Here is a 25,010-nt window from a genome sequence, read left to right as displayed (position 1 = left end):
AAGCATGCTTCACGTCTTTTTTAGCATAGTTTGGTAAAGTAGAAGTAGTCGAACGTAAAGGGGCGATGAAGATGGAGAAAGCACAAAAACAACAGATGTTTAAGGAAGTCATGGGGAACTATCCGACCGGTGTAACGGTGGTTACAGGGGTAACGGACGATGGCGTGCCAGTTGGTTTGACGGTCAATTCTTTTGCTTCAGTTTCACTGGATCCTTTGATGGTGCTGTGGTCGATTGATCATAAAGTGTCTACTCTTCAGGCGTTTACAAAGGGCGGAAAGTTCGCTGTTCATGTGTTAGCTGGAAATCAGCAGGAGCTTTGCACAACGTTCGCAACGAAAGGCGCGGATCGTTTCAACTCATGCCAATGGAACCTGTCTAAAAACGGCCTTCCGATCATTGAAGGAGCATTCGGCGTGCTGGAGTGCAAAACATTTAAAGCAGTGGAAGCGGGAGACCACACCGTGTTAATCGGGGAAGTGACGGATATCAGCATTGATCAAAGCAAGGATCCGATGCTTTATCATCGTCGCTTTTTCGGTCCGATTCCTGCGGAGTTTTATACAGATAAATAAAAGATATAGCAAGAACCAGATTTTCTTCAGCATGGGAGGGAAATCTGGTTCTTTTTTAATCCAGCTTTTTTAATTGCTTATTATGATATTTGGATAGTAGCAGGAGGGCTAAGATGGAACCAATCAATAATAAGGTCATGTCCCATTGGGTATCCCATATGTCGCCTTGTGTGCCTAAAAACTGTTTCGATGTTTTACCGTCTTTTGAAACAGCGGATGCTGCCCATTCAATGATTTCATACAAAGCACTGATGGCGAGCGCAATACTTAAAGTAATGAATGTAGTCCAAGCCCCTTTTTTTAAAGGACTCAGCCGAAGAAGAAGTTCTCTAATGACAATTGCAAATAAACCTTTGAGAAAATGACCGAAGCGATCATAGTGGTTCCGGTTTAAATTGAAGTAGTCTTTAATCCAATCGAATAGCGGAACTTGTGAATAGGTATAATGCGCGCCAATAAACATCATAATGGAAAGAGCGGCCATCACTATATAGGATAACGTAGTGAAGCGAAACCTTTTATAGACAGCAAGGACGATGATCCATAAAACGACTGCAGGCAGTACTTCCAGTATCCAGATCAGATAGCCTTCAGGTTTAATGAGAGACCATATGAATACCGAGGCTACAGATAACAATATGAATACAAGGATGGGTGTACGTTGGTCTTTTTTCAATTGACTCACTCCTGTAACTGACTGAGGGGTTAAGAAAATGTTTTAATTAGTCCATTCCTTATAGTGTTCTCCAATTGGCTATTATTTATAAGTCTAATCGAACAAAAAAAGAGTCTTGAAATGTGGCATTTCAAGACTCTTAGAGCAGTTATTTAACAATAAGCACCGGGCAATTTACCCGTTTGACTACTTTATGGCTGACGCTTCCGAGTACCATTTCCTGCAACGCATTTAAGCCGCGGCTGCCGATTACGACTAGCTCAAAGCCATTTTTATTCGCATATTCAATAATGGACGGTCCTGGCTCCCCGTGTAAAATGGTCACCTTATAATCTAGCTTGTGAGACTGTAATTCTTCTTCGATCGGCAAGATTTTCTTTCGTCTCGCAATCTCTAATTCTTCTTTGCTTTGAGAGTGAAGAATGTCCGACTTAGATTTTGCGTAGTCAGCGACGAAGACGATTTCGATACTGGATTGATCGGTTAAAGAGGCGATCTTAACTGCTTCTTTAGCAGCGCGTATCGAGTTTTTTGAACCGTCTGCAGCGAGCAGAATGTTTTTATACATAAATGATTTCCTCCTAAGGGTTAATGAGCAGCGATATTCGCATTCGGATCATTGGATACAGTCAATTTTTCAACAAGTTTTTTGCTTGCGTGATCCAAGCCTTTAATCTTTACATCGTTATTGTTCTCACGGTATTTAATCACTGCCTTATCAATTGCCCCCACCGCTGAGTCATCCCAGACATGAGCTTTTGTAAAATCAATGACGACCTTTTGATCTTGAACCGAGTAATCGAAATTCTCTAAGAAACCTTCCACAGAAGCGAAAAATAATTGGCCTTCGACGTTAAATGTAATTTGATTGTCTTCTTGAAGTTTCGTCACTTTAATCTTAGAGATCTTGGCTACAAAGAAGATGGCGCTTAAAATGACCCCGGCAATGACACCTTTAGATAAATCATGAGTCGCTACTACGATGATTACGGTTGTAAGCATCACAACCGAATCAGCGATTGGCGCTTTCCTAATATAGGAGAATGACGACCAATCAAATGTGCCGACAGATACCATTATCATAATGCCGACTAACACTGGCATTGGAATTTGGACAACTAAGTCGCCAAGAACAATGATTAAAAACATTAATAAAAGCCCCGCCACCAGCGTCGACAAGCGTCCGCGTCCACCGGATTTAACGTTAATCACCGATTGGCCGATCATCGCACACCCAGCCATTCCTCCGAAGAAGCCTGTTGCGACATTGGCGATACCCTGTCCGCGGGATTCTCTGTTTTTATCACTGTCCGTATCTGTCATATCATCAACGATCGACGCGGTAAGCAGCGATTCCAATAAGCCGACGATGGCGAGTGCAATCGAATACGGAAGAATAATTTTCAGCGTTTCAACCGTAAATGGCACGTCCGGGATAAAGAAAGCCGGGAGCGATTGTGTGATCGTTCCTAAGTCGCCGACTGTCCGCATATCTAAGTTCGCGTAAATGGCAATAGCTGTTAGTGAAATAATTGCTATTAAAGGTGCTGGAATCGACTTGATAAATCTAGGCAGCACATAAACAATGACTAATGTGATGGCAACAAACAGATAAGTAAGATTAGAAATCCCTAAAAAGTGAGGGACTTGAGCCATGAAAATTAAGATGGCCAGTGAATTCACAAAGCCGATCATGACTGCTCTCGGGATAAATTTCATCAATTTAGCTATTTTAAATACCCCAAATAGAATCTGGATAATTCCGGTTAAAATTGTCGCAGCGAGTAAATAATTCAATCCATAATCCTTTACTAAAGGAACCATCACGAGCGCCATGGCACCAGTGGCTGCTGAAATCATTCCAGGTCTTCCGCCTACAAAAGCAATAATAACAGCGATACAAAAGGAAGCATATAACCCTACCATCGGATCCACACCGGCAATGATGGAGAAGGCAATAGCTTCGGGAATTAAAGCGAGCGCCACAACGGTTCCAGCCAGTATGTCAGCTCGAACGTTGGAGAACCATTCATTTCTTATTTTTTCAATCACTTGTTCACACACCTTATCTTGTTTTTATTTGATGACTTTTCACTCTCATAAAAGTCAGGAAGTCGGATCAATAAAAAATAGTGTAACACCATTTGTCCCTAAAAGGAACCCTTTTGAAACTATTAATTAGATGATAATAATGATAGTTGTGGTTAAAGATGTGGGAATCCTGCGAGTTCTTATTTTTGGGCTTCGCACAGGCTCCAATCTTTCTAATTCGGATGAAATTCTTTCTAATATGGGTAAAAATCTTTCCGATTTGCCCAATAATCATTCCAAAACGGGCGACATTCTTTCCAAAAGAGCTTATAATCCTGTCAGTCTCTAAATTAGAGCACTTTTGAGACTTCAATCTTTCTATTTTGGGTAAAAATCTTTCCAATTTGCCCAATAATCTTTCCAAAACGGTCGGGAATCTTTCCAAAAGAGCTAATAATCCTGCCAGTCTCTAAATTAGAGCACGTTTGAGACTTCAATCTTTCTAATATGGGTAAAAATCTTTCCGATTTGCCCAATAATCTTTCCAAAACCGGCGGGATTCTTTCCAAATGAGCTTATAATCCTGCCAGTTGCTAATTCTAGTCACCCGGGGCGCGGCGTTCATTCTGTAAATTAACGAACGAAAGCTATGGTATGATAAGTGGAGAATCAAGAAAATGTGTGAACAGTTAGGGGAGTAAGCCATGTTGATTGGATACATGAGACCTTATGAAGAAGACGCAACATGCGAATTTCAGCGGATGCAGCTTACAAAGCTGAATTGCGAGGCGTTCATAGAAGAGGAGCATGCCTCTGCCAAAAAAAGAACGGAACTCAAACGAATGATTCAACAATTAAAACAAGGTGACAAAATCGTAGTTACCAAACTTTTTATATTAGCTGATTCTACTCGGCATTTAGTCGAACTATTAGAATTAATCGCTGAACGGGGAGCTTACATGCAGTCACTTAGTGAAGGAATCGATACAAGTAATCCCGATGGGTATGCTTTCGGTGATGTGGTCAAACACTTGGTTGAATTTCAAAGTGATTTAATCAGTGAAAGAACGAAAAAGGGGATAAATGAAGCGAAGCAAAAGGGTGTTGTCACTGGCCGGCCGAGGAAGCCGGATGAAAATGTGCAGCGGGCGATTGAAATGTATCAAAGTAAACAATTCAGTTTAAATGAAATTAAACAAGCGACTGGAATCAGTAAATCGACGTTATATCGGTATTTAGAAAGTTAACCTAGTCCATCCTCGTAATGTAAACTATAATTAAAATCTAGTTGACAATATAACTCCTCCATTATAAAATGACAGAAAATAATCTGATCATTTTAGGAGGATATGATGAAAACGAGAGATATGACATATGTTGCTTTATTTGCTGCTGCGATGGGAGCTTTAGGGTTAATTCCGCCCATTCCTTTATCATTTACTCCTGTTCCGATTACACTTCAAACACTGGGTGTTCTCTTAGCAGGCGGATTATTGGGAGCTAGATTAGGATTTATAAGTATGGCCACGTTCTTATTAATCGTAGCTGCAGGGATGCCTTTATTATCCGGCGGCCGTGGAGGAATGAGCGTGTTTGTCGGACCGAGTGCCGGCTATTTATTCGGTTATCCGCTGACAGCGATGATTGTTGGTTATTTAATTACTCGCATCGATCAATTAAGTTTAAAAAAGGTGCTATTTGTTAATTTAACTGCTGGAGTTTTTCTATTATACTTATTCGGCATTCCAGTCCAGTCTTTCATTATGGACTTGCCTTTAGTCGAAACAATTAAAATCAGCCTTGTTTATATCCCGGGTGATTTAATCAAAGCGACTCTTGCTTCTTACTTGGTTTACAAATTAAGAAAAGCACCTGCTATTGCCAGACAATTGCAGCAAGCTAGCTAATGATGCAACAAAATATATAGGTAGAAAGGAGACTGGCAGATATGACGCCGTCTCCTTTTTATCCATTCAGAAAGGGGTATGGGATGGACGCGATTACATCAACGTATGAAAAATATGCGAAATGGCATCCGCATAAAACAGCGATTCGAACGAAGAATGATTCCATCACGTATCAAGAATGGCACCGCTTAGTAGGACAAACCGCGGCTTGGCTTTGCTCATTATCGGCACGAAATAAAGTGATCGGTATTTATATGGATGGGGGCCTGCCATTCTTACAGGTTTTTGCAGGTGCGGCAGCTGCCGGGTGGGTTGCTGTGCCAATCGACGGCAGATGGAGCCAGTCTGAATTAGAGAAACGTCTTCAGCTATGTGAGCCAGGCATGATTGTAGCGAGTGCGGAATATGTAGAGTTGGCTAGATCCTCTTTTGCGCATACAGTCATTTGGGAAGAGGTGAGTGAAGCCATTAGTCGATTCGCGCCCATTTACCAGGAGGTGGAAGGGAGTATCCCTTTTTATATGGGATTCACCTCTGGTTCCACTGGCGAGCCGAAGGGGTTTATTCGATCACACCATTCTTGGGTCGCAAGTTTTAGGTGCACACAACATGATTTTGGGGTAAGTGAAACGGATGAGGTACTGATCCCAGGTGCGCTCATTCATTCTCATTTTTTGTATGGTGCCGTCAGTACATTGTATCTTGGAGGGACCGTTTACTTATTAGATAAATTTTCTGAAGTTAAAACACTCGATGTGATCGATTCCGCACCGATCACATTGGTTTATCTCGTTCCCACGATGATCCAGGCTTTGCTGAGAGAAGGAAGAACGGTTGAAAAAGAGTTGACCATTATTTCGTCAGGAGCGAAATGGGAAGAGGATTCGAAGCGAAGGATAAGAGAGCAGTTTACCAGCCTAACGATGTATGAGTATTACGGAGCCAGCGAGCTGAGCTATGTCAGTTACTTAACGAATCGTGACAATCAATTAAAGCCGGGGTCTGTCGGAAAACCATGTACAGGTGTACAGATTGAAATTCGGACGCCAGATCGAAAACAGGCAGCACCGAACCAAATAGGAAAAATTTATGTTAAAAGCGATTTAATATTTTTAGGATATGTCACAAAATCAGGCGTTCAAACGATCAAAGATCAAGAAGGCTGGTGTACGGTCGATGATATGGGCTATGTCGATGATGATGGTTACTTATACATAACTGGCCGGGAAAAAAATATGATTTTGTACGGTGGGATCAATGTGTTCGCGGAGGAAATTGAAGCGGTATTATCCCAGCATCCAGAGGTAGAAACAGCTGTGGTTATTGGTATGAAGGATGAATATTGGGGGCAGATCATTACAGCGGTTATTAAAGGAACGGCAGCTAAAAAGGAATTGCGGACGCTCTGTAAAAATCAATTAGCCGCTTTTAAAATACCAAGACGCTGGATCTATATGGATCACATTCCGCTGACTGCTGGAGGAAAAGTGGATCGGCCAAAGGTGATTCAAATGGCAGAAAAGGAGGGGGCAGCTGTTGAGTAAGGCAGTGATCGTAAAAGCAAAGCGGACACCGATTGGAAAAAAGAATGGGCAGTTTCAAAAGCTGATGCCTGAAAAACTGGCTGCGCCTATACTGCAAACACTGGGTGAAGGTATGGAGGAAATAAATGATGTCATACTTGGAAATGTTGTGGGACCGGGCGGCAATATGGCAAGGCTGTCCGTATTAGAAGCAGGGCTGCCTCTTTCTGTGCCCGGTTTAACAATTGATCGGCAATGCAGTGCAGGTTTAGAGGCCATCCGATTAGCCTGTAATTTAATTCAAGGGGGAGCAGGGACGTGTTTCTTAGCTGGCGGAGTGGAGAGCACAAGTACATCTCTTCAGCAGACGAGACCTCGATTTTCACCAGACACTCTAGGAGACCCTGATATGGGAGTCGCAGCTGAGAATGTGGCAGAGAAATACGGCGTGACACGAGAGAAACAGGATGCGTATGCAATTAAAAGCTATCTGCTAACTCAAGAAGCACACGAGCAGGGGTTATTTTCAGAAGAGATCCTGCCGATCCAATCTATTGATATAGATGAAGAACTAGTGAAGAAACGACCGATTGAAAGATTAGCCAAACGGGCAAAACCAGTGTTTAAAGAAAATGGAACGGTTACAGCAGTTAATAGCTGCGGCATTCATGATGGAGCGGCTGCTGTGCTAGTCATGGAAGAGAAACAAGCGATAGCGGAGGGACTTCAGCCTGTGCTTCGTTTTGTCGATAGTGAAGTGGCAGGCATTCACCCTCATTTTCCAGGAGCTGCTCCGATTCCAGCGATCCGTCAGCTGCTTGAACGCAATGGGTTAACAGTGAATGACATTGATTTATTTGAAATTAATGAAGCGTTCGCATCCAAGATTGTGGCTTGTGCGGAAGAATTATCGATTCCCTATGAAAAGTTAAATGTACGGGGCGGGGCGTTAACGATCGGTCATCCATATAGTGCATCGGGTGCGGTCTTAGTCACACGTCTGTTTTATGAAGTGCAAAGACGCAAAGGTGCAAAATATGCTGTCGCAGCAATCGGCAGCGGTGGCGGAATTGGTGTAGCGGTGCTGTTTGAAATCGTATGACTCCAAATTTTCGAAATAGATCTCTATGTGAGGTCTTTTTTTCTTACTCATTTTTCCTTATTTTTGACGAAAATTTGAATAAAGTTTGACAAAATTGTGTCTAAGGGTAAAATAAAGATAGAAGGGGATGGTAAATATGAGTAAAGAACAACAAAATATTCTTACATTTATTAAGTTCTTTTCGGGCATCGGCTGTACACTTGGTATCTTACTTTTTCTTATGAGCGTATTATTAATAGACAGTTATTTGTTAGCGGTTACAGGAGCAACGATTCTTGTGATTTCGATGTGGATTTTTGGCATTGGCTTGTTTTTCGTGTTAATTGAAGGATTAAGTATCAAGAGGCATCGAATAGAATAACAATTGAAAAACCCCAAAGCGACATGACTCGCTTTGGGGTTTCTTTGGTATAACGTTTAATAATTGTATCCCCATACCATTGCGAACAGTGTCCCCACAATGGTTACGACACCAACAAACAAGGCATACAGAATGTTTAAATACAATGTTTTGCGGTCAGATGATTCTCCCATGTGCATAAACAGCAATAGCTGAACGCAGGCCTGTGCAATGGCAGTCACTAATAAGAGTGCCATGCCTGCTTTGTAAGAGAGGTCGAAAAACACAACAGCTAGTGCGACAAGTGAAAGGACCAGTGAGAAGATGAATCCCATCACATGACCAACAGGGAATAGTTGTTTCATCATTCTTACATCATTCCTTTCAAATAAACGAAGCTGAAAATAAAGATCCAAACGACATCAAGGAAATGCCAATAAAGAGAAAAGATAAAGGATTTATTAGCTGTTTCAGGAACAAATCCCTGTTTCTTAATCTGCAATAAAATGGCCGTTCCCCAGAATAGTCCAAATGTGACGTGAGCCCCGTGCGTTCCAAGCAATGTAAATAGGGCTGATAAGAACGCGCTTGTCTGCATCGTTGCACCTTCATGCACATATGTGACAAATTCAAAGATCTCGACGCCTAAAAATCCAAGTCCTAAAAGCAATGTAATGGAAAAGAAGGTCATCATGGCTTTCTTATAGCCAAGGCGCATGGCATGAATCGCTAGTCCAATGGTAAAGCTGCTGCTTAACAGCAAAATCGTTTCAAGCATAACCGGCGGTAGCTGGAAGATTTCCTGTCCGTTTGGTCCGCTGGCAAAGCGATTTTCCAATGTAAAATAGACAGCGAAAAGGGTGGAGAATAGGGCGATTTCCGCCCCTAAAAAGATCCAGAACCCTAGTATTTTCAGTTTATTTTCTTCTGTGCTGTATTCCAAAGGCACTGAGTGGTCAATTTTCATTATTTGTCACCTCGCAATGCTTTTTCCGTCTGTTCAATTTCTTCCACAGGAATGTAGTACCCGTGATCACGTTCAAATGTTCGATAAGCCATTGTCGCAAATATTGCTACACTAGCAATGATGGCCGGAATCCACCAGCTGAAGACCATAAAGAATCCCCAGAAGAAGAAGGCGACACCCATAATGAACGGCTGGCCATTATTGCTAGGCATATGAATCGGTTCATATGGACCTTCTGAAAGCGGCTTATTGTTTTTCTTCGCGAACCAGTGTGCATCTAATGAATCAACAGTCGGCACTTTCGCGAAATTATAAACAGGAACCGGGCTATGCGTGCTCCATTCAAGTGAGCGTGCATCCCATGGATCGCCGTCTGTATCACGCGGACTGTAACGGATGCTCCAGTAAATGTTGTACACAAGAACGATAAAGCCGATCGTTAAACCAATCGCTCCGACCATTGAAAGCATATTTAACGCACCGTAGCCAGTGCTTTCAGAGTACGTGTACATTCTTCGTGTCATTCCATTTAATCCAAGTATGAATAGAGGGAAGAACGTAACGTTAAAGCTGACTGTAATAAACCAAAAAGCAATTTTTCCAAGACGTTCATTTAAACGGAAACCGAATACTTTCGGGAACCAGAAATGGAATCCGGCAATGACGGCGAATACCGTACCCGGAATCAATACATAGTGGAAATGCGCCACTAAGAACATCGTGTTGTGATATTGATAATCGGCACTTGCCATCGCCAGCATAACCCCGGTTACGCCGCCGATTGTAAAGATCGGAATAAAGGCAAGTGAATAAAGCATCGGAGTGGTAAAACTGATTTTTCCTTTATGCAGCGTGAACAGCCAGTTAAAGATTTTGACTCCGGTTGGAATCGCGATTGCCATCGTCGTAATGGAGAAGACGCTGTTAACCATGACTCCGTGACCCATTGTATAGAAGTGATGCACCCAGACAACGAAAGAAAGCAGGGAGATCGCAACCATACTGACAACCATCGATTTATAGCCATATAGATTTTTGCGCGCAAACGCAGAAATGATTTCACTGTAGATACCAAATGCTGGCAAAATAACAATATATACTTCAGGATGTCCCCAAACCCAGAACAAGTTCGCCCAAAGCATGTCCATTCCGCCGTTTTGCATCGTAAAGAACTGTGTGCCGAATTGGCGGTCAAGCATCATTAAAGCAAGGGCTACTGTTAAAACTGGAAAAGCGAATACAATAATGACGTTCGTAATTAATACCGACCAAGTAAACATTGGCATTTTCATTAACGTCATGCCTGGTGCACGCATTTTAAGAATCGTCACCAAGAAGTTAATCCCGGTCATAAGTGTACCTAACCCGGCAATCTGTAAAGAAAGAGAATAATAGTTATTCCCGACAGTTGGACTGAACTCTATACTTGCAAGCGGGAAGTACGCAGACCACCCAGCGTCCGGAGATCCTCCAATAACAAATGAGATGTTAAATAGCATGGCCCCTGCGAAGAACAGCCAAAAGCTGACTGCATTCAAGCGAGGGAAGGCTACATCCCGTGCTCCGATTTGAAGCGGAATCACGACGTTCATCAATCCAATAATAAATGGCATCGCCATAAACAGAATCATAATGACTCCGTGAGTTGTAAAGATTTCATTATAGTGCTGGCCGTCTAGTATTCCATTCTCAGGAACAGCTGTCTGTGCCCGCATTAGTAAAGCATCCACGCCTCCGCGGAACAGCATAACGAGGGCAGCTAAAATATACATAACACCTATGCGCTTATGGTCAACAGTTGTCAGCCATTCGCGCCAAAGGTAACCCCACTTTTTTAAATAGGTGAGCCCGGCGACAATCGCAATTGATACAACGACGATACTAACCATAGCCGCATAAATCATCGGTTCACCGGTAACGAAAAATTCGTCCCATTTCATAGGTTGTGACTCCTTTCGTTTTGTAAAGTCTGATACATTCGTAAGTTATTATTCAGCATCGTGGTGATGGATATGGTCATGATCGGAAGATGGAGCTGTTTCTTTATCATCTTCATGTTTCTCATGTTCTTTAGAACCTCCGCCATGGTGATGGCCGCCATTTTCACCCTCAGGTGCAGGGCTGAATTCTAAATGAGTGGACGTGTACGTTTTGCGTCCGACATGATGAGTCTCTAATAATTTATTAAAATCTTTTTCTGTTAATTTAGGAGCAGTTTGTTTTACATCTTTCACCCATTCATCATACTCAGCTTGCGGCATAGCTTGCGCCTCAAATTCCATGTGAGCATAGCCTTCACCGCTGAAGTTAGAGTTTCTGCCCATGTAAGATCCCGGCGTTTCTGCCGCCAAATTGATTTTTGTGACCATGTCACTCATCGCATATTTTTGTCCGGCTAGCTGAGGAATCCAGAAGCTTGTAATTGGTCCGTATGAGTAAAGACGGAACTCTACTGGGCGGTCAGTTGGAAGGTTGACGTAATTGACCGTCTCAATTCCTTCCTCAGGATAGCTGAAATGCCATTTCCAGTTGGAAGAAGAAGCATAAATGACAAGAGGCTCTTGATTGGCATATCCTTTTGGCGTATTCTCCACTTCACTTGTCGTACGAACGGTAACGACAGATAAGAAGATGACGATAATGACAGGAATAATGGTCCAAGTGATTTCGAGCCATTTGCTGCCTTCATCATGAGGAGGCTCATAATCGTCTCCCATTTTTGATGCCCGGTATTTAACGAGCATATAAGCATATAACACATAAACGACGAACAAAATGCCAGCCATCACGAGAATGGATAGGATAATCGTGTCTGACAGCGTTTTTGCTTGAGGACCTTTAGGATCCAAAATCATCAGGGAATTTTCACAACCTGTAAGTACTGTGGTAATAGTGAAAATTATTGATAAAAACACCCATTTGATCTTCATAATGTACCCCTTTCTTTTCAATGGGAATGTTGTGAAATCAACGCATTTCCTACATTGTTAAATATTTCACAATAATGGTTAGCAGAGGAAAGAGACTATACACCTTCTCGCTAACTAATATTTGTTTATATATTAGTCTCGTTAAAATTAAAATTCAAATAAAAACACCGAATGTCACAAAAGGTTCATTTTGTAAGTTAATCATTGGGAAATTTATAGATAATTGTAAAAAATGTAAGTGTGTATTAGATTAGCGTATCTTCTAAACTTACGAGGATAGTTACATTTTTTGGGAGAATTGATAGAGATAAATAAGAGGGGATTTAATTATTTAAAAATAATAATACACTCGTTAATAGGATGATTAGAGATATAAAGAAGGCATGGGAAGCAATTCGAAATAATGAGGAGAAATTAACAGGTTCGCAGCCGAATAAAAAACGCTTTGGTTAAATACCAAGCGTTTTTTATAATGTTTATTTATAAGCTATTTGTTACTTTTTACATAATTTTCTTATCAAAGTATCACCTAAAATCAATACGATTGCACAAATGACTAAAAACCACCACCCGAATTCTTTCCAGTAGGTTGTGGCTAAAAATGACATGGTAAAATACCAAGTTAACATTATGAGCCAATATAAATATTTCATTGTATCTTCCTTTATAAGAAGTTTTTTATCATGTGTTCTTGCGCATTCATATTTATTTCCCATCAAAATATAAAAGGCTCATCAAATTTGAATTATTTTTATTACTAGACTATTTTGGCTGCTTCTCTATAAAAGTCGATCTGTATACATAGATAATGAACCAGCTTTCTATCCATTATTCTTAAACCAGCCTTTGGATTTAAACCACACAAACATGCCAATACCAATACATCCCATTAGGCCAAGCACAACAAAATAGCTGTACTTCCATGATAGTTCAGGCATGTGTTCAAAGTTCATGCCATAAATGCCTGCAATGAATGTCAGAGGCATGAAAATAGTGGTGATTACTGTCAGAATCATCATGACATTGTTCATCCGGTTGGAATTTAAAGAAATAAAACTGTCCCTAATATCTGAGGTGAGTTCACGATTCGACTCAATACTTTCTGCCAGTTTTAATAAATGATCGTAAATATCTTTGAAATAGGCTTTCGTCTTTTTAGGAATATGAATCCGTTCTGAATTGAGCATCCGATAAAGCAGATCACGCATCGGAAAAACGATTCTTCTGAGCTTAAGCAAGTCTTTCCTGATTTGAAACAATTCACTTGTATCATGATTCATCATATCTTCAGCTTCAGCTTCGGTTTTTGTCAGATCATCTTCAATTTGATAAATGCTCGGGAAATATTGATCGACGACTTTGTCGAGAAGCAAATGAAGAACTTGTACAGGCATTTGGCTTACTGGAGAAGGAGAGCTGGTCAATCTTTTCCATACCACGTCCGTTTCTTGAGAGTGTTCATGATGAAAGGTGACAAGAAACCGGTCTCCCCAAAAAATATCAAGTTCCTTCGGCGACAGGGTTTTCGGGTTTAAACTATTCAATACGAGAAAGTTGTAATCATCATAGTAATCCATCTTAGGCCGCTGTAAAAAGTCGAGACAATCCTCAATCGCTAATGGATGAAAGTTGAAAAAGGTATGCAATAAATCAGATTCCTCTGGTGTAGGGGAGTGAAAGTCCACCCAGTACCATTTAATATCTGGCTCCTTTAGTCTCTCAAGCGGTACGGATTCGATTCGTTCCATTGAAGCAGTGACAGCTAGTGTTCTAATCATGTCAATCACCTTCCGTTATATGTGTATGTAGATTAGCACGTTAGATGAGGTGAATACAAATCATTCAACTGTACAGCTATAAAAAGTAATCCTAACAGGTTGATAGTCTGATAATTTCCATTGACGGGTGAAAATTTATTCATTACTATTTATAGTAGATTTTGTAAAATAAAGGAGGTTCATACATGTTTAAGAGAAAAGCTTTGGTTACTGTTTTATTATTATTTGCTTTATGGCATCCTGCTTCTTCCATTACTTCTGCCGCTTCTTCACTTCCTAAAGCCACAGTGAATGCTTCTTCATTGATTGTCCGGGAGTACCCTAGTCCAAAAGCGAAAGCCTTAGGCCAAGTGATGCGCAACCAGCTTGTTTATATTCATTCTACACAGCCAGGGGGCTGGGCAGAAATTCGGCTAGATGGGAAGAGAGGATATGTGCCGGCGGGATTTTTAAAACTGATGGCTCCTGCATCTGATTCCAAAACGATTCAGAAAGCAACCGTTCAATCTTCTACTCTATTAATACGCAAATATCCGAGTCCGAAATCTGTTTCAGTCGGATCATTCAAGAGAGGGGCAGTCACTTACATTCATGCCGTAAAACCAGGCGGCTGGGCTGAGATTCGTCACAACGGTCAGCCAGCTTATGTGCCAGCTGCTTATTTAAAGGTTGTGCCAGCGGTAATGCCTAGCTATAAGCCGGGACAGTATATTGTCGGCAAGCAGATCCAGCCAGGTCTCTATTATTCTTCTGGCGGCGTTGATTATTGGGAGCGCCAAAGCAGCTTGAGCGGATCATTGGAGGACATTCTTGCCAATGATATTCCAAGCGGTCCCGCATATGTAGAAGTTAAATCGACAGACAAGGCATTTATGTTCGAAGGCGGATCGTTCCAAAAATTTGATCAGAGAAACCATAACCATACTCTGAAGTCCACTTTTAAAGATGGTACGTATTTAATCGGTGTTGATATTCGCCCTGGATTTTATCGAGGCGTTGGAGATGGATATTGGGAACGCTCAACAGCCGTTACGGGAGAGATTGAGGATATCATTGTCAATGATGTGCCATCAGGAACTTTCTATGTAGAAATAAAAGCAGATGACTTTGCTTTTAAAACTCATGGCATTACATGGACGAAAATTAAGTAAATACGAAGAGGGCGCCTAAAGTTACGGAGGGCGCCCTTATTTTTGTTTTCACTTATCTAGATTTCTTTTCAATCAAGTCATGTTTCTTGCCATCCGCAGAGCGTTTGTCTTCGCACACGTCGAATTCTTTTCATTCAGCGAACTTTTTACTCTCGCTCTTTTAGGAAAGACTCAATCGTTTTAGTTAAACCTGCAGGCAAATCGACTGCTGGTTCCCAGTGAAGAAGCTGTTTTGCTTTAAGATTTGTTAGCTGGCTATGCAGAATATCTCCGTCTCTTTTTGGCAAGTAGAGTGGGGGCTTAGAAGAATCGAGAAGGACAGACAGGTGAGTGAGGAGTTCATTAATAGAAGTTTGTGTATTTGTTCCGATATTGATCGTCTGATTGTCTCCATATACCATGGCAGCTACATTTGCCTGCGCCACGTCCTCTACATAGACAAAATCTCTTGTCTGTGTTCCATCTCCATAAATGCAGGGCTGTTCTCCATTCAGTAATTTCTCTATGAAAATGTTAATCACGCCGCCTTCACCGTCAGACCTTTGTCTAGGCCCATAAACATTTGCATATCTTAAGATCGTATAGGGAAGACCGAACAGTTCATGGTAAAGACGAATATATGATTCTGACACAGATTTTGATGTGCCATAAAATGATAGTGGACTTGCCGGGAAATCCTCTGAAGCTTCACCTTCTGCATGCCCATAAACAGCACTTGAAGAAGAGAAAATAAACTTTTTAACATTATATTTCAGGCAATAGCCTAGCAATTTAATCGTTCCCAGCACATTGATCGCTGCATCTTCTGCCGGGTCCTCCAGTGACTTGGCTACACTGACTTGCGCTGCTAAATGAATGACCATGTCCGGCTGCTCTTTTTTTATTATCTTTTCAGTCTTTTTTGATAATAAATCAGCAGGGTAAATTCTTACCTCTTTAGGAATATTAGAGGTGCGTCCGCCAGAGAAGTCATCAAGTACAATCGGAGTATGCCCCTGTAAAACCAGCGCATTCACCACATGTGAACCGATAAAACCGGCTCCGCCTGTGACTAATACTTTCATTGGTGAACAAGAATGCTTTTCTTACTCATTGAGAGTCTCCTTTCTGTATTGTTTATAAACTTCTTCAACTTTAGCGGCCATTACTTGGCTGGATAAATGCTTATGTGCATAGGCTGCCGCTGCTTTAGCCAATGTTTCACGGTCATCTTTATGAAGAACGAGCCGCTTGATGGATTGAGCCAGCTGTTCAATGTTGCCCGGTTCACATAGAATTCCTGTTTGTTCATGCTGAATCATTTCTGGAATACCGCCGCAAGTCGTTGTAATCACAGCTTGATGTGAAAACATGGCTTCCATGACGGAGAGAGGGAAATTGTCGTTGACTGTGGCGAGAACATAAATATCTGAGTGAGAGAGAATGTTAGCGATATCATCGCGTTTGCCGAAAAACACCACATTATCCAGCTTGAGATCCCGAGCCTGCTGAATAAGTGTTTCTTTCATCACCCCGTCACCGACAATCCATACTTCCACATTCGCAAGCACCTCAGGAATACGGGCTAATGCTTGAAATAGAATATCGTGTCCCTTGCGAGGGGAGAGGCGGGAAATGCAGCTAAGAATGATTTTGTCTTGGTTTATTTGTTTAGGAAACGGCTGATAATCGATGCCGGTATGAACCGTTGTCATTTTTTCTTGTCTTGCGCCTAGTTCCATGAGTGAAGGGCGGAAAGAGTCTGCGATTAAGATCAATTCGTCACAAGCTTCAATGCCGCGTTTCTCAATTTCAGTGAAATAGGCCTCCTCGAGCGAGTTTTTTTGAATTTTATTAAATGTTAAACGGCTTTTCGTAAAAAAACCGTGCGGCGTAAACAGCAATGGCTTTTGATAGGTTTGATTCAGACGGGCGAGCACGAATAAGGCAAATAAGTCCTGGGCATGAATGAGATCATAATCTTCTAGGTGCTTTTCTTTCAAAAACAATTCGAATACATACAGGTAACTTAGGTTTTTGATGATTTTTTCATTTACAAGGCCGTAGCGGTCGTTCATAAACTTGCGGATTTCTGCTGCTGCAGGAACGAGCTGTTCTTTAAATGCTTGAGACATCTGGTTTGGTGCAAGTACGTCTGCTTGATGGCCAAGCCGCTGGCATCCATTTTTAAGAGAAGTAATGTAATTGGATAGCCCTCCGGTATGAGGGTACTCGAAAAATGTGACATATAAGATTTTCATAGGCTTTGCATGATGATTTTTTACCTTTTTGCCGAAGGATTGTAAATGGTTAGAGATCTGATTGGACTCGTTTATGTTGAAGTAACGATCCATTACAGCTAAAAGGGAGGGAGGGATGATATGCGGAGGCACATGATCTGTCTGTTCTTTGCTCAAACCATCTCATCCTTTCAATTTATTTACTTATAGATTCCTAGTTCACTTCCCCAAGTGGAGACCTTTTCTAAATGATAGGAAAGCAGTTCTCCGCCGCGGTTGTCAAAAATACGTCTCAGCTGAGTGTGCAATCCTTTTTCGAGGGTTCGCTGCAAATAGGCCATTTTATAAAGCTGCATCGGTTTTGTTTGAAAGTGAATGCCATATTTCTTAATTTCGTTTGTGTACAACTGGACGGTCCGAGTGCGAATCTCTTCCGCATGACGCTGCCAATCCAAGCGAAACCCAATTAAAAGCTCCACTAATACGACCATATCAAACCATGGCGGTGAGAACTTGGCTGATTCCCAGTCAATCAGCTGAATATCCCACGGTCCAGCCTTTGCGGTGTTGTGCGAACAAATATTTTGCAAATGAAGATCTCCATGAGTGATGCATGATCCGCATTCTAAAAGTTCAGGAAAGAAATCCGGTCCTTCATTTTCATATATATGCTTTAATGACTGAAAGTGTGGTTGAATGACTTTACTCAATGACTCTTTCCCTTGAGACTGATCTAAAAATTGAATAGTATTCGCGATAAACTTTTCGCGGCTTGCTTTCATGTCTTGAGACTGATAGAGGGGCAGCCACGGGGAAAAGGTTTTCTGATGCTGGTGAAAGTTCTCTTCAAATGTATGCGCATGAAGTTTAGCAATCGTTGGGATGATGGAATCGAAATGTTTCGGTGTAAAGGTGAGCTGACCGCGGATTTGCCGGACGAACTCCATGAAAACCCATGTTTCCTTTCCGTGCTTTTCGATAAGGTAGATCTCGGGAAGGAACTCCTGTAAGAAAAGAGAGGCCTCGCTGTAGATGTTTACTTCTATCTCATTCTTATATTTTTTCGAGTGATAAATTTTAAAGATTACTGGCAATTCATCTGAATCGAGCTGAAGCAGAATCTGATAGATACTGCTTCGCTGAGTAGACTTCAATTCTCGGATTGATTGATAATCGATGACTGCCTTCTTGTGTAGTGCGGCCGAAAGCTTTTGTTCAATTTGCTGCTCCTGAAGCTTAGAAACTAATTCGCGCTGTGAATACAAAGCTACGACTCCTTTCGTTTTTTCTTCCAGGCGTTCCATAGGTGAGAAGCTGTACTTCTGATAAAAGGCATAGGATCGTCTAGGGCGAATAACGCAAAGACTTTCTTGCCTTTAAAACCAGTTAGGAAATCCTTAAATGTCATCTCGCCGCGTTTTCTTTTTTCGAGGAAAGTAAGGAAATAGCGGACAAGATAAATCCATTGAATATTGTCTTTTTGCTCAAGCAGCGGGGCAGGGTGCTGATTCGTGACTGTTAAATAATACTGATAAGCAAAGTCGACTCCTGCGTGACCTGTTAAACTGTGAGTGAGCCAAAATCGCGGGTTAATTTCAATCACTTTATAGAGACCGTCCCGTGGATCTTTCTTATATTCAATCATTCCGACACCTTTAAGCTTAAGTTCTTTCAATAGCGTTTTTCCGTATTCAGCAAGTTCAGGTACCGGGCGGCTGACGATGTGGGCTCCTGTTCCAAATTGGGCAGGAAACTGGTGGTTTTTTTGCAGGGTGAATAAAGCCAAGAGTTTCATTTGATCATCAAACAAAGTAGCGACTTTATAGAAGCATTGATTATCTCCAGGGATGATTTCTTGAATAATCAGTTCGCCATATTGACGATAAAGCGGAAATTCTCTTTTCAGCTGGATGACGTCATGAATATAGATGGCTTTCGTGTTGATATGTTTTCGATACTCATGACCGGCCACAGGTTTTAAGATGCAAGGAAATTCAAGCTGAGTAATGGCGTGGTTCAACTGTGTGACGGTTTCAACAAAGAAGGTTTTCGGTGTCGGGATCCGATATTTCGTTAAGAGTTCATACGTTTTCTTTTTATCTAATACATTTTCAATTAGTGAGTGGTCAGGGCATAGGAATAAATAATGTTTAGCCAGTTCTTCCCGGAACTTAGAGATGAATACGACATAATCATCCGCCCCTGCATACAGCACAGGCTTTTCCTGGAATTGTTCGGCTGTTTCAATTAAAAAGTCAAGCAGCTGCTTTTCTTGTGTGAGCGGACTTGGGCAAATGCCACATGAAGCGAGGCGTGATCTTCCGATGGCGTATGCTTTTTCTGTATCAAAGGCATGCACTTCAATTCCGCGTCTGGCTAACGTATGAATCAGCCCAACACCATTGGCGCTTAAGTCTAGGACAATAGCAGGATGCTTATGGTGCCTGCGCTCGTATTGAAAAAAATGGTGATAAATTTCTTCGATTTTTGCCGTCATTGCTTCCCGTGTCAGGTGCTGTTTGGCATATTGCAAGGCTTGAGTGCCTAATGTGTCTCGAAGCTGTTTGTTTACGATTAATTTCCTTAACTCTTTAGCGAGCTGACGATGATCTCCAGGCTCTATGATGAGACCTGTTTCTTGATGATGAACGATTTCGGTAATTCCTCCACAGTTCGTCGTGACGATGGCTGTACCCGCGTGCATGGCTTCAAGAATGGAGATCGGAAGGCTGTCATTAATGGTGGCTAAGACAAAAATATCTGTCCGGCTAAGAATGCTGGCAATATCTTTTCTCTTACCTAAAAAGCGCACATTTGTTAATTGCAGAGCGGCTGCTTCCGCTTCCAGCTGTTCTCGCATTTCACCATCTCCAACAATCTGAACTTCCACGTCTTCTGTCCATTGGCTAATTTGAGACAAGGCTTTAAGTAAATCTGAATGCCCTTTTCGAGGCCCCAGTCTGGCAATGCATGAAATAACGATTTTTTTTCGATAACTAGTCCGATTTGGAGTCACATGAAAATCAATTCCTGTGTGAATGGTCGTCATATCTTTAGACTTTGCTCCAAAAGAGTTCAGCGGCTCTCGAAATGAATCACTTAAAATGATGGTATGAGAGGCGTATTGAATCGCTTTTCTTTCAATGGCTGTGTAATAGAATTCTTCTGGCGAACCCTTATCAATACGGTTAAATTTCAGACGGTTATAGGTAAACATCCCATGCGGCGTAAACAGGAGCGGCTTGCCGAATTTTTCATTTGCTCTTCCTAAAATGTTTGCTGTGAAAATATCCTGTGCATGAAAGATATCGTACTTTTCTAAATCGAGGGTGTTAAGCATTTGTTCATAAACATAAAGCAGGCGAGAGCTTAACAAAATCATATTAGTAAATGAACCGTAGCGTTCTTTAAACAGTGTTTTTAATTGAGGGACAATTTTTCTCCGTAATCGCTCTCTTTGTAGTTTTGAAAACTGATTGGGTGATATGATATCTACTTCATGGCCCAATGCCTGTAGCCCCTCTTTTAGTGTCGTGATGTAATTGGACAGCCCGCCTATATGAGGATAATCCCAAAAGGTCGCTATTAAAATCGATAGTTTTTTAGTTGGGAATTTGTCTTGTTTTTTGACTGTGAATAAATGGTCCTTTTTTCTAGCTGCTTGCTGATTTGAAGAGTTAACTCCGTAATACCGATCTAAAGCATCGATGACATAAGGGTAGGGGAATGTTTGGTCCTTCATTTCCATACACTCCTAATGAGTTCAAATGCTTCCGCATAATGAACGCCGACTGTCATGCCTCTTACATGGGCTAAATGACGAATGCCATCATAAGAACGTGGGTGCGGGAAGTCTCTCATTTCCACATCGTAATGTTTGAGAGATTCAATTTTTTGATCAATAACAGATGTGATATCTACAAAGAAATTGGGTTTAAATGATTTGTCATTTGTTTGAATATTCCATTCGCTAGAAGATAAAGTTTCAAATGTAAGAAGTTCGATAGGCTGTTTATTTGGCAACGGTCGTGCAGCTGTTAATACAGCTTGAAAAGTGATTTGATGATCTCGGTTCACATCACCATAATGGTGGGTAAAGATCTTAGAAGGTTTGTACACATTAATTAAATTCTCAATCTCCTTCGTCAAGACGTGAAGAGGAATCATCTCTAATTCAAGATTAGGGTGTTCCAAAAAAATGACTTCTTTAATGCCAATGACTTGATTGGCTTTTCTTGCTAATTTCTGGATATGGTGACTTTCTTCCTTTCGGCCATTAGCGGTGATGATCGATACGACTCGGCTCCCTTGGTCAACAAGTCTTTTTAACGTACCTGCAGAACCTAGAAGCTCGTCGTCAGGATGAGCAGCTATGACCAAAACAGTTTCCTTCACTCTATTCACTCCATTCCGCTGGCTATTAATTCATCATATGAAAGGACTGAGCATAAGAAACAGACAATAGCACAAAGCTATTGTCTGTTTGTGAAAAATTTCCTTGAAAATAGTAGATTCAAGATTTTTGCTTGTCCCAGCAGCGGAACTAAGGACTAATCAATCCAGTCCTTCCATTCCTCGTATAATTCGGGTCTTAGACGGCGTACATTTTCTAAGAATGCTGCTAGCATGCCAAACTTATCCATTCCTTTAAACAGCTTCGTTGGGACTGTGGCATCTGAAGTGAAGGCCCGTTTATGATCAATGACCTTCAGGTGACCCTGTTCGCTGATTAAGATATGCCGGACTTCTGTATCCCATCTAGTAAATCCTAAACGAATAAATTCGTCTCTTACAAACAGGATCTTTTTTGTCAGCTCAGTATCAATCGAACCAGTATGCTTCATGTGCTGTGCCAGAGATTGTCCCATGATAAATTCCATGACAATATAATTATCTCCATGTTCATATAAACGGGGAATGATTGAAGATGCTTGGCCTACTTGCAGGGCTGCTAATTCTTTTTGCTTGGTTTCTTCTTTAAAGAAATATTTGACGCACTTATCATTTGAAATACGGTAGATCTCTCCGTCTTTTCCCGAGCCAATCATGGGATAGCGGGCTAATGCTCTTTTGGTTACTCTTTTCATGCCTTTAAATGAATGTTCCATTTTCCCCTCCTTTTTGCGTCAGAATCACTTTCCCTGTATTGTATGAAGGCTGTCCGATATTTGACACTGCGTTAGTCTTAGATAGAGTGGAAAGCGAGAGATTGTGTTAAAATATGTAAGAAAGAAGAGAGCGGAAAATGATTGGAGGGGAGAGGGATGAAATTTAAGTCAAAGCAAGACTGGTGGCTCACATTGATCGTGTGGGGAGCGATGTTTTTTTCGATTGGGAACGGTATGTATACTTTGATTGAAGAACCTTTCAGTGCTGATATGTTCTTTGTCTTACTGGTGTCGATCATACTCCCGTTGTTTATCATATGGATGTGGCTGACGACATGTTATATTCTAGATGAACATCATTTGGTTGTTAAGTTTGGCCCATTCAAGAAAAAGATACCGTTAGAATCGATCAAGTCAGTAAAGAAAACGATGAATCCATTATCAAGTCCCGCACTGTCGTTAAAGAGGCTGGAGATTGTGTATGGAGATTTTCAAACGGTTCTTATTTCACCTGAGGACAGAGAGGAGTTTATGAAGATTCTTTCGGCTAAGTGTCCTCATGTGAAGGTGGAGAAACTTTAGAAGTTTGGAAGGCTGGTTACTGAAGAAATACTTCGCTTTTCGTGAGGGTTTTTCTGTAAAATAGTGGAACCGCCGATAGGACGTCAGATGCCGCCGTTAGAATCACAAAAGCCGCCGATAGAATGTCCATTACCGCCGATAGAACTCCAGTAAGCGCCGATAGCATGAAAAAACACAAATTAGCTCATTCTTAAAAGTGGTTGTTTTCGCTTGTTTTATCTTAAATTCCTTACTATTGAATCGTTTTCATAAGAATAGTTGATGATCAGCAGCTTTTTTCCAACGTTTCACAGCAGCTTCACACAATCTGCTCTTATGATCCCAGCATCTAACTTTAATTTAGCTAATAAAACGGCCAAACCCCTTACATTTCCAAGGGGTTTGGCCGTTTTTAATTGATATTGGGTTCACCTTGCCAGTGCAGCGGCCATTAAATTTCCCCATCTTACGTTTTCGGAAAAGTAAACCCTTCACCAAACACATCCCTGACATCATGCACCACAACAAATGCTTTATCATCGATGGACTGGATCATTTTCTTTAGTTGAAACAGCTCCTGCTTGTTAATAACAATATAAAGAATTTCCTTGGACTCTTTTGAGTAATGACCGTGTGCTTTAATCACTGTAACGCCGCGGTCCATCTCTGCGGCTACTTTCTCGGCAATGTCATTGGCTTCTTGAGAGATAATCGTAACGGCTTTTCGGGTATCAAAGCCTTCAATAATGTAATCCAAAATCTTTGTGCTGATATAAATAGAGATTGCTGTATACATGGTATTTTCGGCACCGATGACAAAATACGATGCGAGAACCACTAGCATATCAAATGAGATCATCGCCACGCTGATGCTCCAGCCTAAGTACTGATTAGCCATTCTTGCTAGAATCGTAGAGCCGCCTGTCGTTCCTCCTGAGCGCAATACGAGGCCAAGGCCGATTCCAATAAAAACACCGGCAAAGATCGTGCCGAGCAACGGATCATGAAGGGGAGTACCCATGCCTTCAGTGAATTTGATAAAGACAGATGTAAAAAAGATAGCAAAAAATGTATACCATGTAACGCGCTTGCTTAATAGTTTATATCCGACAGCTAACAGGATGCCGTTCATCACAAAGTTGGTCAGGCCTGGTGACCAGTCGAGTACATAATAAAGAATCATTGAAATCCCAGTGACGCCGCCTTCTCCCAGTTCATTAGGAATGGCGAATAAGTTAATGCCAAGAGCAAAGAAAAGGGATCCTATAATGATCAGTGTCATTTCCTTTAGCGTACTATTCATATAAGTTCACTCCAATCGTCATAAAAAAATAAAAGCAGGCGCCAGTCGGCAGCCTGATTCTAATTCTAACTGATGAGACAGGTAGGGCGCTATCTCAAATTGTAAAAATTTCATGTGGCTTTTACAGGTGACTTAATAAATCGCTGATTGTCGTCACGGTTAACCCTTTGCCAGAAGCATCATTTAAAATCGCAGGGAGAGCAGAGAGTGATGGCTGAGTGGGGTGCATGAGTATGATTGAACCGTTTGTCACTCTTGAGGTAATCGATTGAATAATAACGTCGGGCTGTTTAATCTTCCAGTCGATCGTATCTAGTGACCATAAAATGGTTTGCATATTCTCGCTCACTGCCACTTTCATCATCCGCTGATCATAATGTCCATAGGGTGGGGAAAACAAGCGGGGAGTAACGCCGAGAATATCAGATATTGCTTCATTTGTTTTCAAAATTTCTTCTCTTATCAAATCTTCTGAGATCAAAGTCATGTCGTAATGAGAGTAGGCATGATTGGCAATTTCATGTCCGGCTGTATGAATCGATCGTGCCAGCTCAGGGAAGGAATGAACCCATCTTCCTTCAAGAAAAAAAGTAAGATGCACATTGTATGTTTTTAATAGAGATAAAAGCTCTGGAATAAATTCATTCCCCCAAGATACATTCACCATAAAAGCGATCTTAGAAACAGTTTGATTTCCATGATAATCAGGAATCAGCAGGTGTTTGTTTTCCATCTTATCTTCCTTTCGGGTCTTTACTGATAACGTATGAAACTACCCGCTCAATGGTTTGTACAACTTATTCACCTGACTCTCGGTGTCTACCCATTTTTATGAGCAG

General features: G+C 41.4%; 24 protein-coding genes and 1 pseudogene. 8 read left to right on the top strand and 17 right to left on the bottom strand.

The window, feature by feature from the left end; translation table 11 throughout:
• Nucleotides 1–71 precede the first annotated feature (71 nt).
• A complete protein-coding gene (locus JOC78_RS01855; RefSeq protein WP_204552451.1) occupies nucleotides 72–575 on the top strand; it encodes a flavin reductase family protein in 504 nt (167 codons plus the stop codon).
• 55 nt (nucleotides 576–630) lie between these two features.
• On the opposite strand, the gene JOC78_RS01850 is transcribed toward JOC78_RS01855, so the two are convergent.
• The 3 genes from JOC78_RS01850 to JOC78_RS01840 form a co-directional block, all read right to left on the bottom strand.
• Nucleotides 631–1,251, bottom strand: coding sequence for a DUF2238 domain-containing protein (locus JOC78_RS01850; RefSeq protein ID WP_204552449.1), 621 nt, complete (start codon nucleotides 1,249–1,251; stop codon nucleotides 631–633).
• A 148-nt stretch (nucleotides 1,252–1,399) separates the two neighbouring features.
• Complete coding sequence (locus JOC78_RS01845) at nucleotides 1,400–1,819, bottom strand: universal stress protein (protein WP_204552447.1); 420 nt, start codon at nucleotides 1,817–1,819, stop codon at nucleotides 1,400–1,402.
• Between the two features lie 20 nt (nucleotides 1,820–1,839).
• Nucleotides 1,840–3,303: a SulP family inorganic anion transporter gene (locus tag JOC78_RS01840; protein WP_204552445.1), complete on the bottom strand. Its 1,464-nt coding sequence runs from the start codon at nucleotides 3,301–3,303 to the stop codon at nucleotides 1,840–1,842.
• A 683-nt stretch (nucleotides 3,304–3,986) separates the two neighbouring features.
• Here JOC78_RS01840 and JOC78_RS01835 point away from each other — a divergent pair.
• From JOC78_RS01835 to JOC78_RS01815, 5 genes are all read left to right on the top strand, one after another.
• The gene (locus tag JOC78_RS01835) at nucleotides 3,987–4,529 is read left to right on the top strand and encodes a recombinase family protein (protein ID WP_204552443.1); all 543 of its coding nucleotides are present in this window, start codon (nucleotides 3,987–3,989) and stop codon (nucleotides 4,527–4,529) included.
• A gap of 105 nt (nucleotides 4,530–4,634) precedes the next feature.
• Entirely contained in the window at nucleotides 4,635–5,189 is a 555-nt protein-coding gene (locus JOC78_RS01830) for a biotin transporter BioY (RefSeq protein ID WP_204552441.1), read from the top strand.
• A 41-nt stretch (nucleotides 5,190–5,230) separates the two neighbouring features.
• Nucleotides 5,231–6,733: an AMP-binding protein gene (locus JOC78_RS01825; protein ID WP_239586929.1), complete on the top strand. Its 1,503-nt coding sequence runs from the start codon at nucleotides 5,231–5,233 to the stop codon at nucleotides 6,731–6,733.
• Nucleotides 6,726–7,814, top strand: a complete 1,089-nt coding sequence (locus tag JOC78_RS01820; RefSeq protein ID WP_204552439.1) for an acetyl-CoA C-acyltransferase — start codon at nucleotides 6,726–6,728, stop codon at nucleotides 7,812–7,814. The genes JOC78_RS01825 and JOC78_RS01820 overlap by 8 nt, the downstream gene beginning before the upstream one ends.
• A 136-nt stretch (nucleotides 7,815–7,950) precedes the next feature.
• Nucleotides 7,951–8,175 carry a hypothetical protein gene (locus tag JOC78_RS01815; RefSeq protein WP_204552437.1) on the top strand — a complete coding sequence of 75 codons (225 nt, stop codon included), beginning with the start codon at nucleotides 7,951–7,953 and terminating at the stop codon, nucleotides 8,173–8,175.
• A 56-nt stretch (nucleotides 8,176–8,231) separates the two neighbouring features.
• Here the strand turns inward: JOC78_RS01815 and qoxD are convergent, their stop codons facing one another.
• From qoxD to corA, 5 genes are all read right to left on the bottom strand, one after another.
• A complete protein-coding gene (gene qoxD / locus JOC78_RS01810; protein ID WP_204552916.1) occupies nucleotides 8,232–8,519 on the bottom strand; it encodes a cytochrome aa3 quinol oxidase subunit IV in 288 nt (95 codons plus the stop codon).
• Nucleotides 8,520–8,524: 5 nt separating this feature from the next.
• Nucleotides 8,525–9,121 carry a cytochrome aa3 quinol oxidase subunit III gene (gene qoxC / locus JOC78_RS01805; RefSeq protein WP_204552435.1) on the bottom strand — a complete coding sequence of 199 codons (597 nt, stop codon included), beginning with the start codon at nucleotides 9,119–9,121 and terminating at the stop codon, nucleotides 8,525–8,527.
• Nucleotides 9,121–11,061 (bottom strand): cytochrome aa3 quinol oxidase subunit I, encoded by a 1,941-nt coding sequence (qoxB, locus tag JOC78_RS01800; RefSeq protein WP_204552433.1) that lies wholly within the window; start codon nucleotides 11,059–11,061, stop codon nucleotides 9,121–9,123. The genes qoxC and qoxB overlap by 1 nt, the downstream gene beginning before the upstream one ends.
• A 48-nt stretch (nucleotides 11,062–11,109) precedes the next feature.
• The gene (gene qoxA, locus JOC78_RS01795; RefSeq protein WP_204552431.1) at nucleotides 11,110–12,051 is read right to left on the bottom strand and encodes a cytochrome aa3 quinol oxidase subunit II; all 942 of its coding nucleotides are present in this window, start codon (nucleotides 12,049–12,051) and stop codon (nucleotides 11,110–11,112) included.
• An 821-nt stretch (nucleotides 12,052–12,872) separates the two neighbouring features.
• Nucleotides 12,873–13,829, bottom strand: coding sequence for a magnesium/cobalt transporter CorA (gene corA / locus JOC78_RS01790; RefSeq protein WP_204552429.1), 957 nt, complete (start codon nucleotides 13,827–13,829; stop codon nucleotides 12,873–12,875).
• A 185-nt stretch (nucleotides 13,830–14,014) separates the two neighbouring features.
• On the opposite strand from corA, the gene JOC78_RS01785 reads away from it, so the two are divergent.
• Nucleotides 14,015–14,980, top strand: coding sequence for an SH3 domain-containing protein (locus tag JOC78_RS01785; RefSeq protein ID WP_204552427.1), 966 nt, complete (start codon nucleotides 14,015–14,017; stop codon nucleotides 14,978–14,980).
• A gap of 146 nt (nucleotides 14,981–15,126) precedes the next feature.
• Here the strand turns inward: JOC78_RS01785 and JOC78_RS01780 are convergent, their stop codons facing one another.
• The 7 genes and pseudogenes from JOC78_RS01780 to JOC78_RS01755 form a co-directional block, all read right to left on the bottom strand.
• The gene (locus JOC78_RS01780) at nucleotides 15,127–16,044 is read right to left on the bottom strand and encodes an NAD-dependent epimerase/dehydratase family protein (RefSeq protein WP_204552425.1); all 918 of its coding nucleotides are present in this window, start codon (nucleotides 16,042–16,044) and stop codon (nucleotides 15,127–15,129) included.
• Nucleotides 16,045–16,065: 21 nt separating this feature from the next.
• Nucleotides 16,066–17,313, bottom strand: a complete 1,248-nt coding sequence (locus tag JOC78_RS01775; RefSeq protein WP_204552914.1) for a glycosyltransferase family 4 protein — start codon at nucleotides 17,311–17,313, stop codon at nucleotides 16,066–16,068.
• 86 nt (nucleotides 17,314–17,399) lie between these two features.
• Complete coding sequence (locus JOC78_RS01770) at nucleotides 17,400–18,464, bottom strand: phosphotransferase (RefSeq protein WP_239586928.1); 1,065 nt, start codon at nucleotides 18,462–18,464, stop codon at nucleotides 17,400–17,402.
• Between the two features lie 2 nt (nucleotides 18,465–18,466).
• Nucleotides 18,467–19,414 (bottom strand): carboxylate--amine ligase, encoded by a 948-nt coding sequence (locus tag JOC78_RS17405; RefSeq protein WP_338023160.1) that lies wholly within the window; start codon nucleotides 19,412–19,414, stop codon nucleotides 18,467–18,469.
• A gap of 234 nt (nucleotides 19,415–19,648) precedes the next feature.
• Nucleotides 19,649–20,941, bottom strand: a pseudogene (locus tag JOC78_RS01765) (glycosyltransferase family 4 protein); the annotation flags it as partial.
• On the bottom strand, nucleotides 20,938–21,594 hold the full coding sequence (locus JOC78_RS01760; RefSeq protein WP_204552421.1) for a PIG-L family deacetylase: 657 nt from the start codon (nucleotides 21,592–21,594) through the stop codon (nucleotides 20,938–20,940). The pseudogene JOC78_RS01765 and the gene JOC78_RS01760, both read right to left, overlap by 4 nt.
• A gap of 155 nt (nucleotides 21,595–21,749) precedes the next feature.
• On the bottom strand, nucleotides 21,750–22,307 hold the full coding sequence (locus JOC78_RS01755; protein ID WP_204552419.1) for a kinase: 558 nt from the start codon (nucleotides 22,305–22,307) through the stop codon (nucleotides 21,750–21,752).
• A gap of 156 nt (nucleotides 22,308–22,463) precedes the next feature.
• Here JOC78_RS01755 and JOC78_RS01750 point away from each other — a divergent pair, with 156 nt between their 5' ends.
• Nucleotides 22,464–22,889 carry a PH domain-containing protein gene (locus JOC78_RS01750; RefSeq protein ID WP_204552417.1) on the top strand — a complete coding sequence of 142 codons (426 nt, stop codon included), beginning with the start codon at nucleotides 22,464–22,466 and terminating at the stop codon, nucleotides 22,887–22,889.
• 445 nt (nucleotides 22,890–23,334) lie between these two features.
• Here the strand turns inward: JOC78_RS01750 and JOC78_RS01745 are convergent, their stop codons facing one another.
• Both JOC78_RS01745 and JOC78_RS01740 read right to left on the bottom strand, forming a co-directional pair.
• On the bottom strand, nucleotides 23,335–24,171 hold the full coding sequence (locus JOC78_RS01745; protein WP_204552415.1) for a YitT family protein: 837 nt from the start codon (nucleotides 24,169–24,171) through the stop codon (nucleotides 23,335–23,337).
• A 121-nt stretch (nucleotides 24,172–24,292) separates the two neighbouring features.
• Nucleotides 24,293–24,904 (bottom strand): polysaccharide deacetylase family protein, encoded by a 612-nt coding sequence (locus JOC78_RS01740; protein WP_204552413.1) that lies wholly within the window; start codon nucleotides 24,902–24,904, stop codon nucleotides 24,293–24,295.
• Nucleotides 24,905–25,010: the final 106 nt, after the last annotated feature.

It is taken from the genome of Bacillus ectoiniformans, assembly GCF_016908875.1.
In the GTDB taxonomy this organism is placed as follows: domain Bacteria; phylum Bacillota; class Bacilli; order Bacillales; family Domibacillaceae; genus Bacillus_BX; species Bacillus_BX ectoiniformans.
The sequence above is the reverse complement of the archived record's forward strand: the minus strand, read 5'-3'. Positions and strand labels throughout refer to the sequence as shown.

Bases quoted from the DNA above. Each gene is read 5' to 3' on its own strand.
- JOC78_RS01855 (WP_204552451.1), top strand. From the start codon at position 72: ATGGAGAAAGCACAAAAACAACAGATGTTTAAGGAAGTCATGGGGAAC.
- JOC78_RS01845 (WP_204552447.1), bottom strand. From the start codon at position 1,819: ATGTATAAAAACATTCTGCTCGCTGCAGACGGTTCAAAAAACTCGATA.
- JOC78_RS01835 (WP_204552443.1), top strand. From the start codon at position 3,987: ATGTTGATTGGATACATGAGACCTTATGAAGAAGACGCAACATGCGAA.
- JOC78_RS01830 (WP_204552441.1), top strand. From the start codon at position 4,635: ATGAAAACGAGAGATATGACATATGTTGCTTTATTTGCTGCTGCGATG.
- JOC78_RS01825 (WP_239586929.1), top strand. From the start codon at position 5,231: ATGACGCCGTCTCCTTTTTATCCATTCAGAAAGGGGTATGGGATGGAC.
- JOC78_RS01815 (WP_204552437.1), top strand. From the start codon at position 7,951: ATGAGTAAAGAACAACAAAATATTCTTACATTTATTAAGTTCTTTTCG.
- qoxD (WP_204552916.1), bottom strand. From the start codon at position 8,519: ATGAAACAACTATTCCCTGTTGGTCATGTGATGGGATTCATCTTCTCA.
- qoxC (WP_204552435.1), bottom strand. From the start codon at position 9,121: ATGAAAATTGACCACTCAGTGCCTTTGGAATACAGCACAGAAGAAAAT.
- qoxB (WP_204552433.1), bottom strand. From the start codon at position 11,061: ATGAAATGGGACGAATTTTTCGTTACCGGTGAACCGATGATTTATGCG.
- qoxA (WP_204552431.1), bottom strand. From the start codon at position 12,051: ATGAAGATCAAATGGGTGTTTTTATCAATAATTTTCACTATTACCACA.
- corA (WP_204552429.1), bottom strand. From the start codon at position 13,829: ATGATTAGAACACTAGCTGTCACTGCTTCAATGGAACGAATCGAATCC.
- JOC78_RS01785 (WP_204552427.1), top strand. From the start codon at position 14,015: ATGTTTAAGAGAAAAGCTTTGGTTACTGTTTTATTATTATTTGCTTTA.
- JOC78_RS01780 (WP_204552425.1), bottom strand. From the start codon at position 16,044: ATGAAAGTATTAGTCACAGGCGGAGCCGGTTTTATCGGTTCACATGTG.
- JOC78_RS01775 (WP_204552914.1), bottom strand. From the start codon at position 17,313: ATGGATCGTTACTTCAACATAAACGAGTCCAATCAGATCTCTAACCAT.
- JOC78_RS01755 (WP_204552419.1), bottom strand. From the start codon at position 22,307: ATGGAACATTCATTTAAAGGCATGAAAAGAGTAACCAAAAGAGCATTA.
- JOC78_RS01750 (WP_204552417.1), top strand. From the start codon at position 22,464: ATGAAATTTAAGTCAAAGCAAGACTGGTGGCTCACATTGATCGTGTGG.
- JOC78_RS01745 (WP_204552415.1), bottom strand. From the start codon at position 24,171: ATGAATAGTACGCTAAAGGAAATGACACTGATCATTATAGGATCCCTT.
- JOC78_RS01740 (WP_204552413.1), bottom strand. From the start codon at position 24,904: ATGGAAAACAAACACCTGCTGATTCCTGATTATCATGGAAATCAAACT.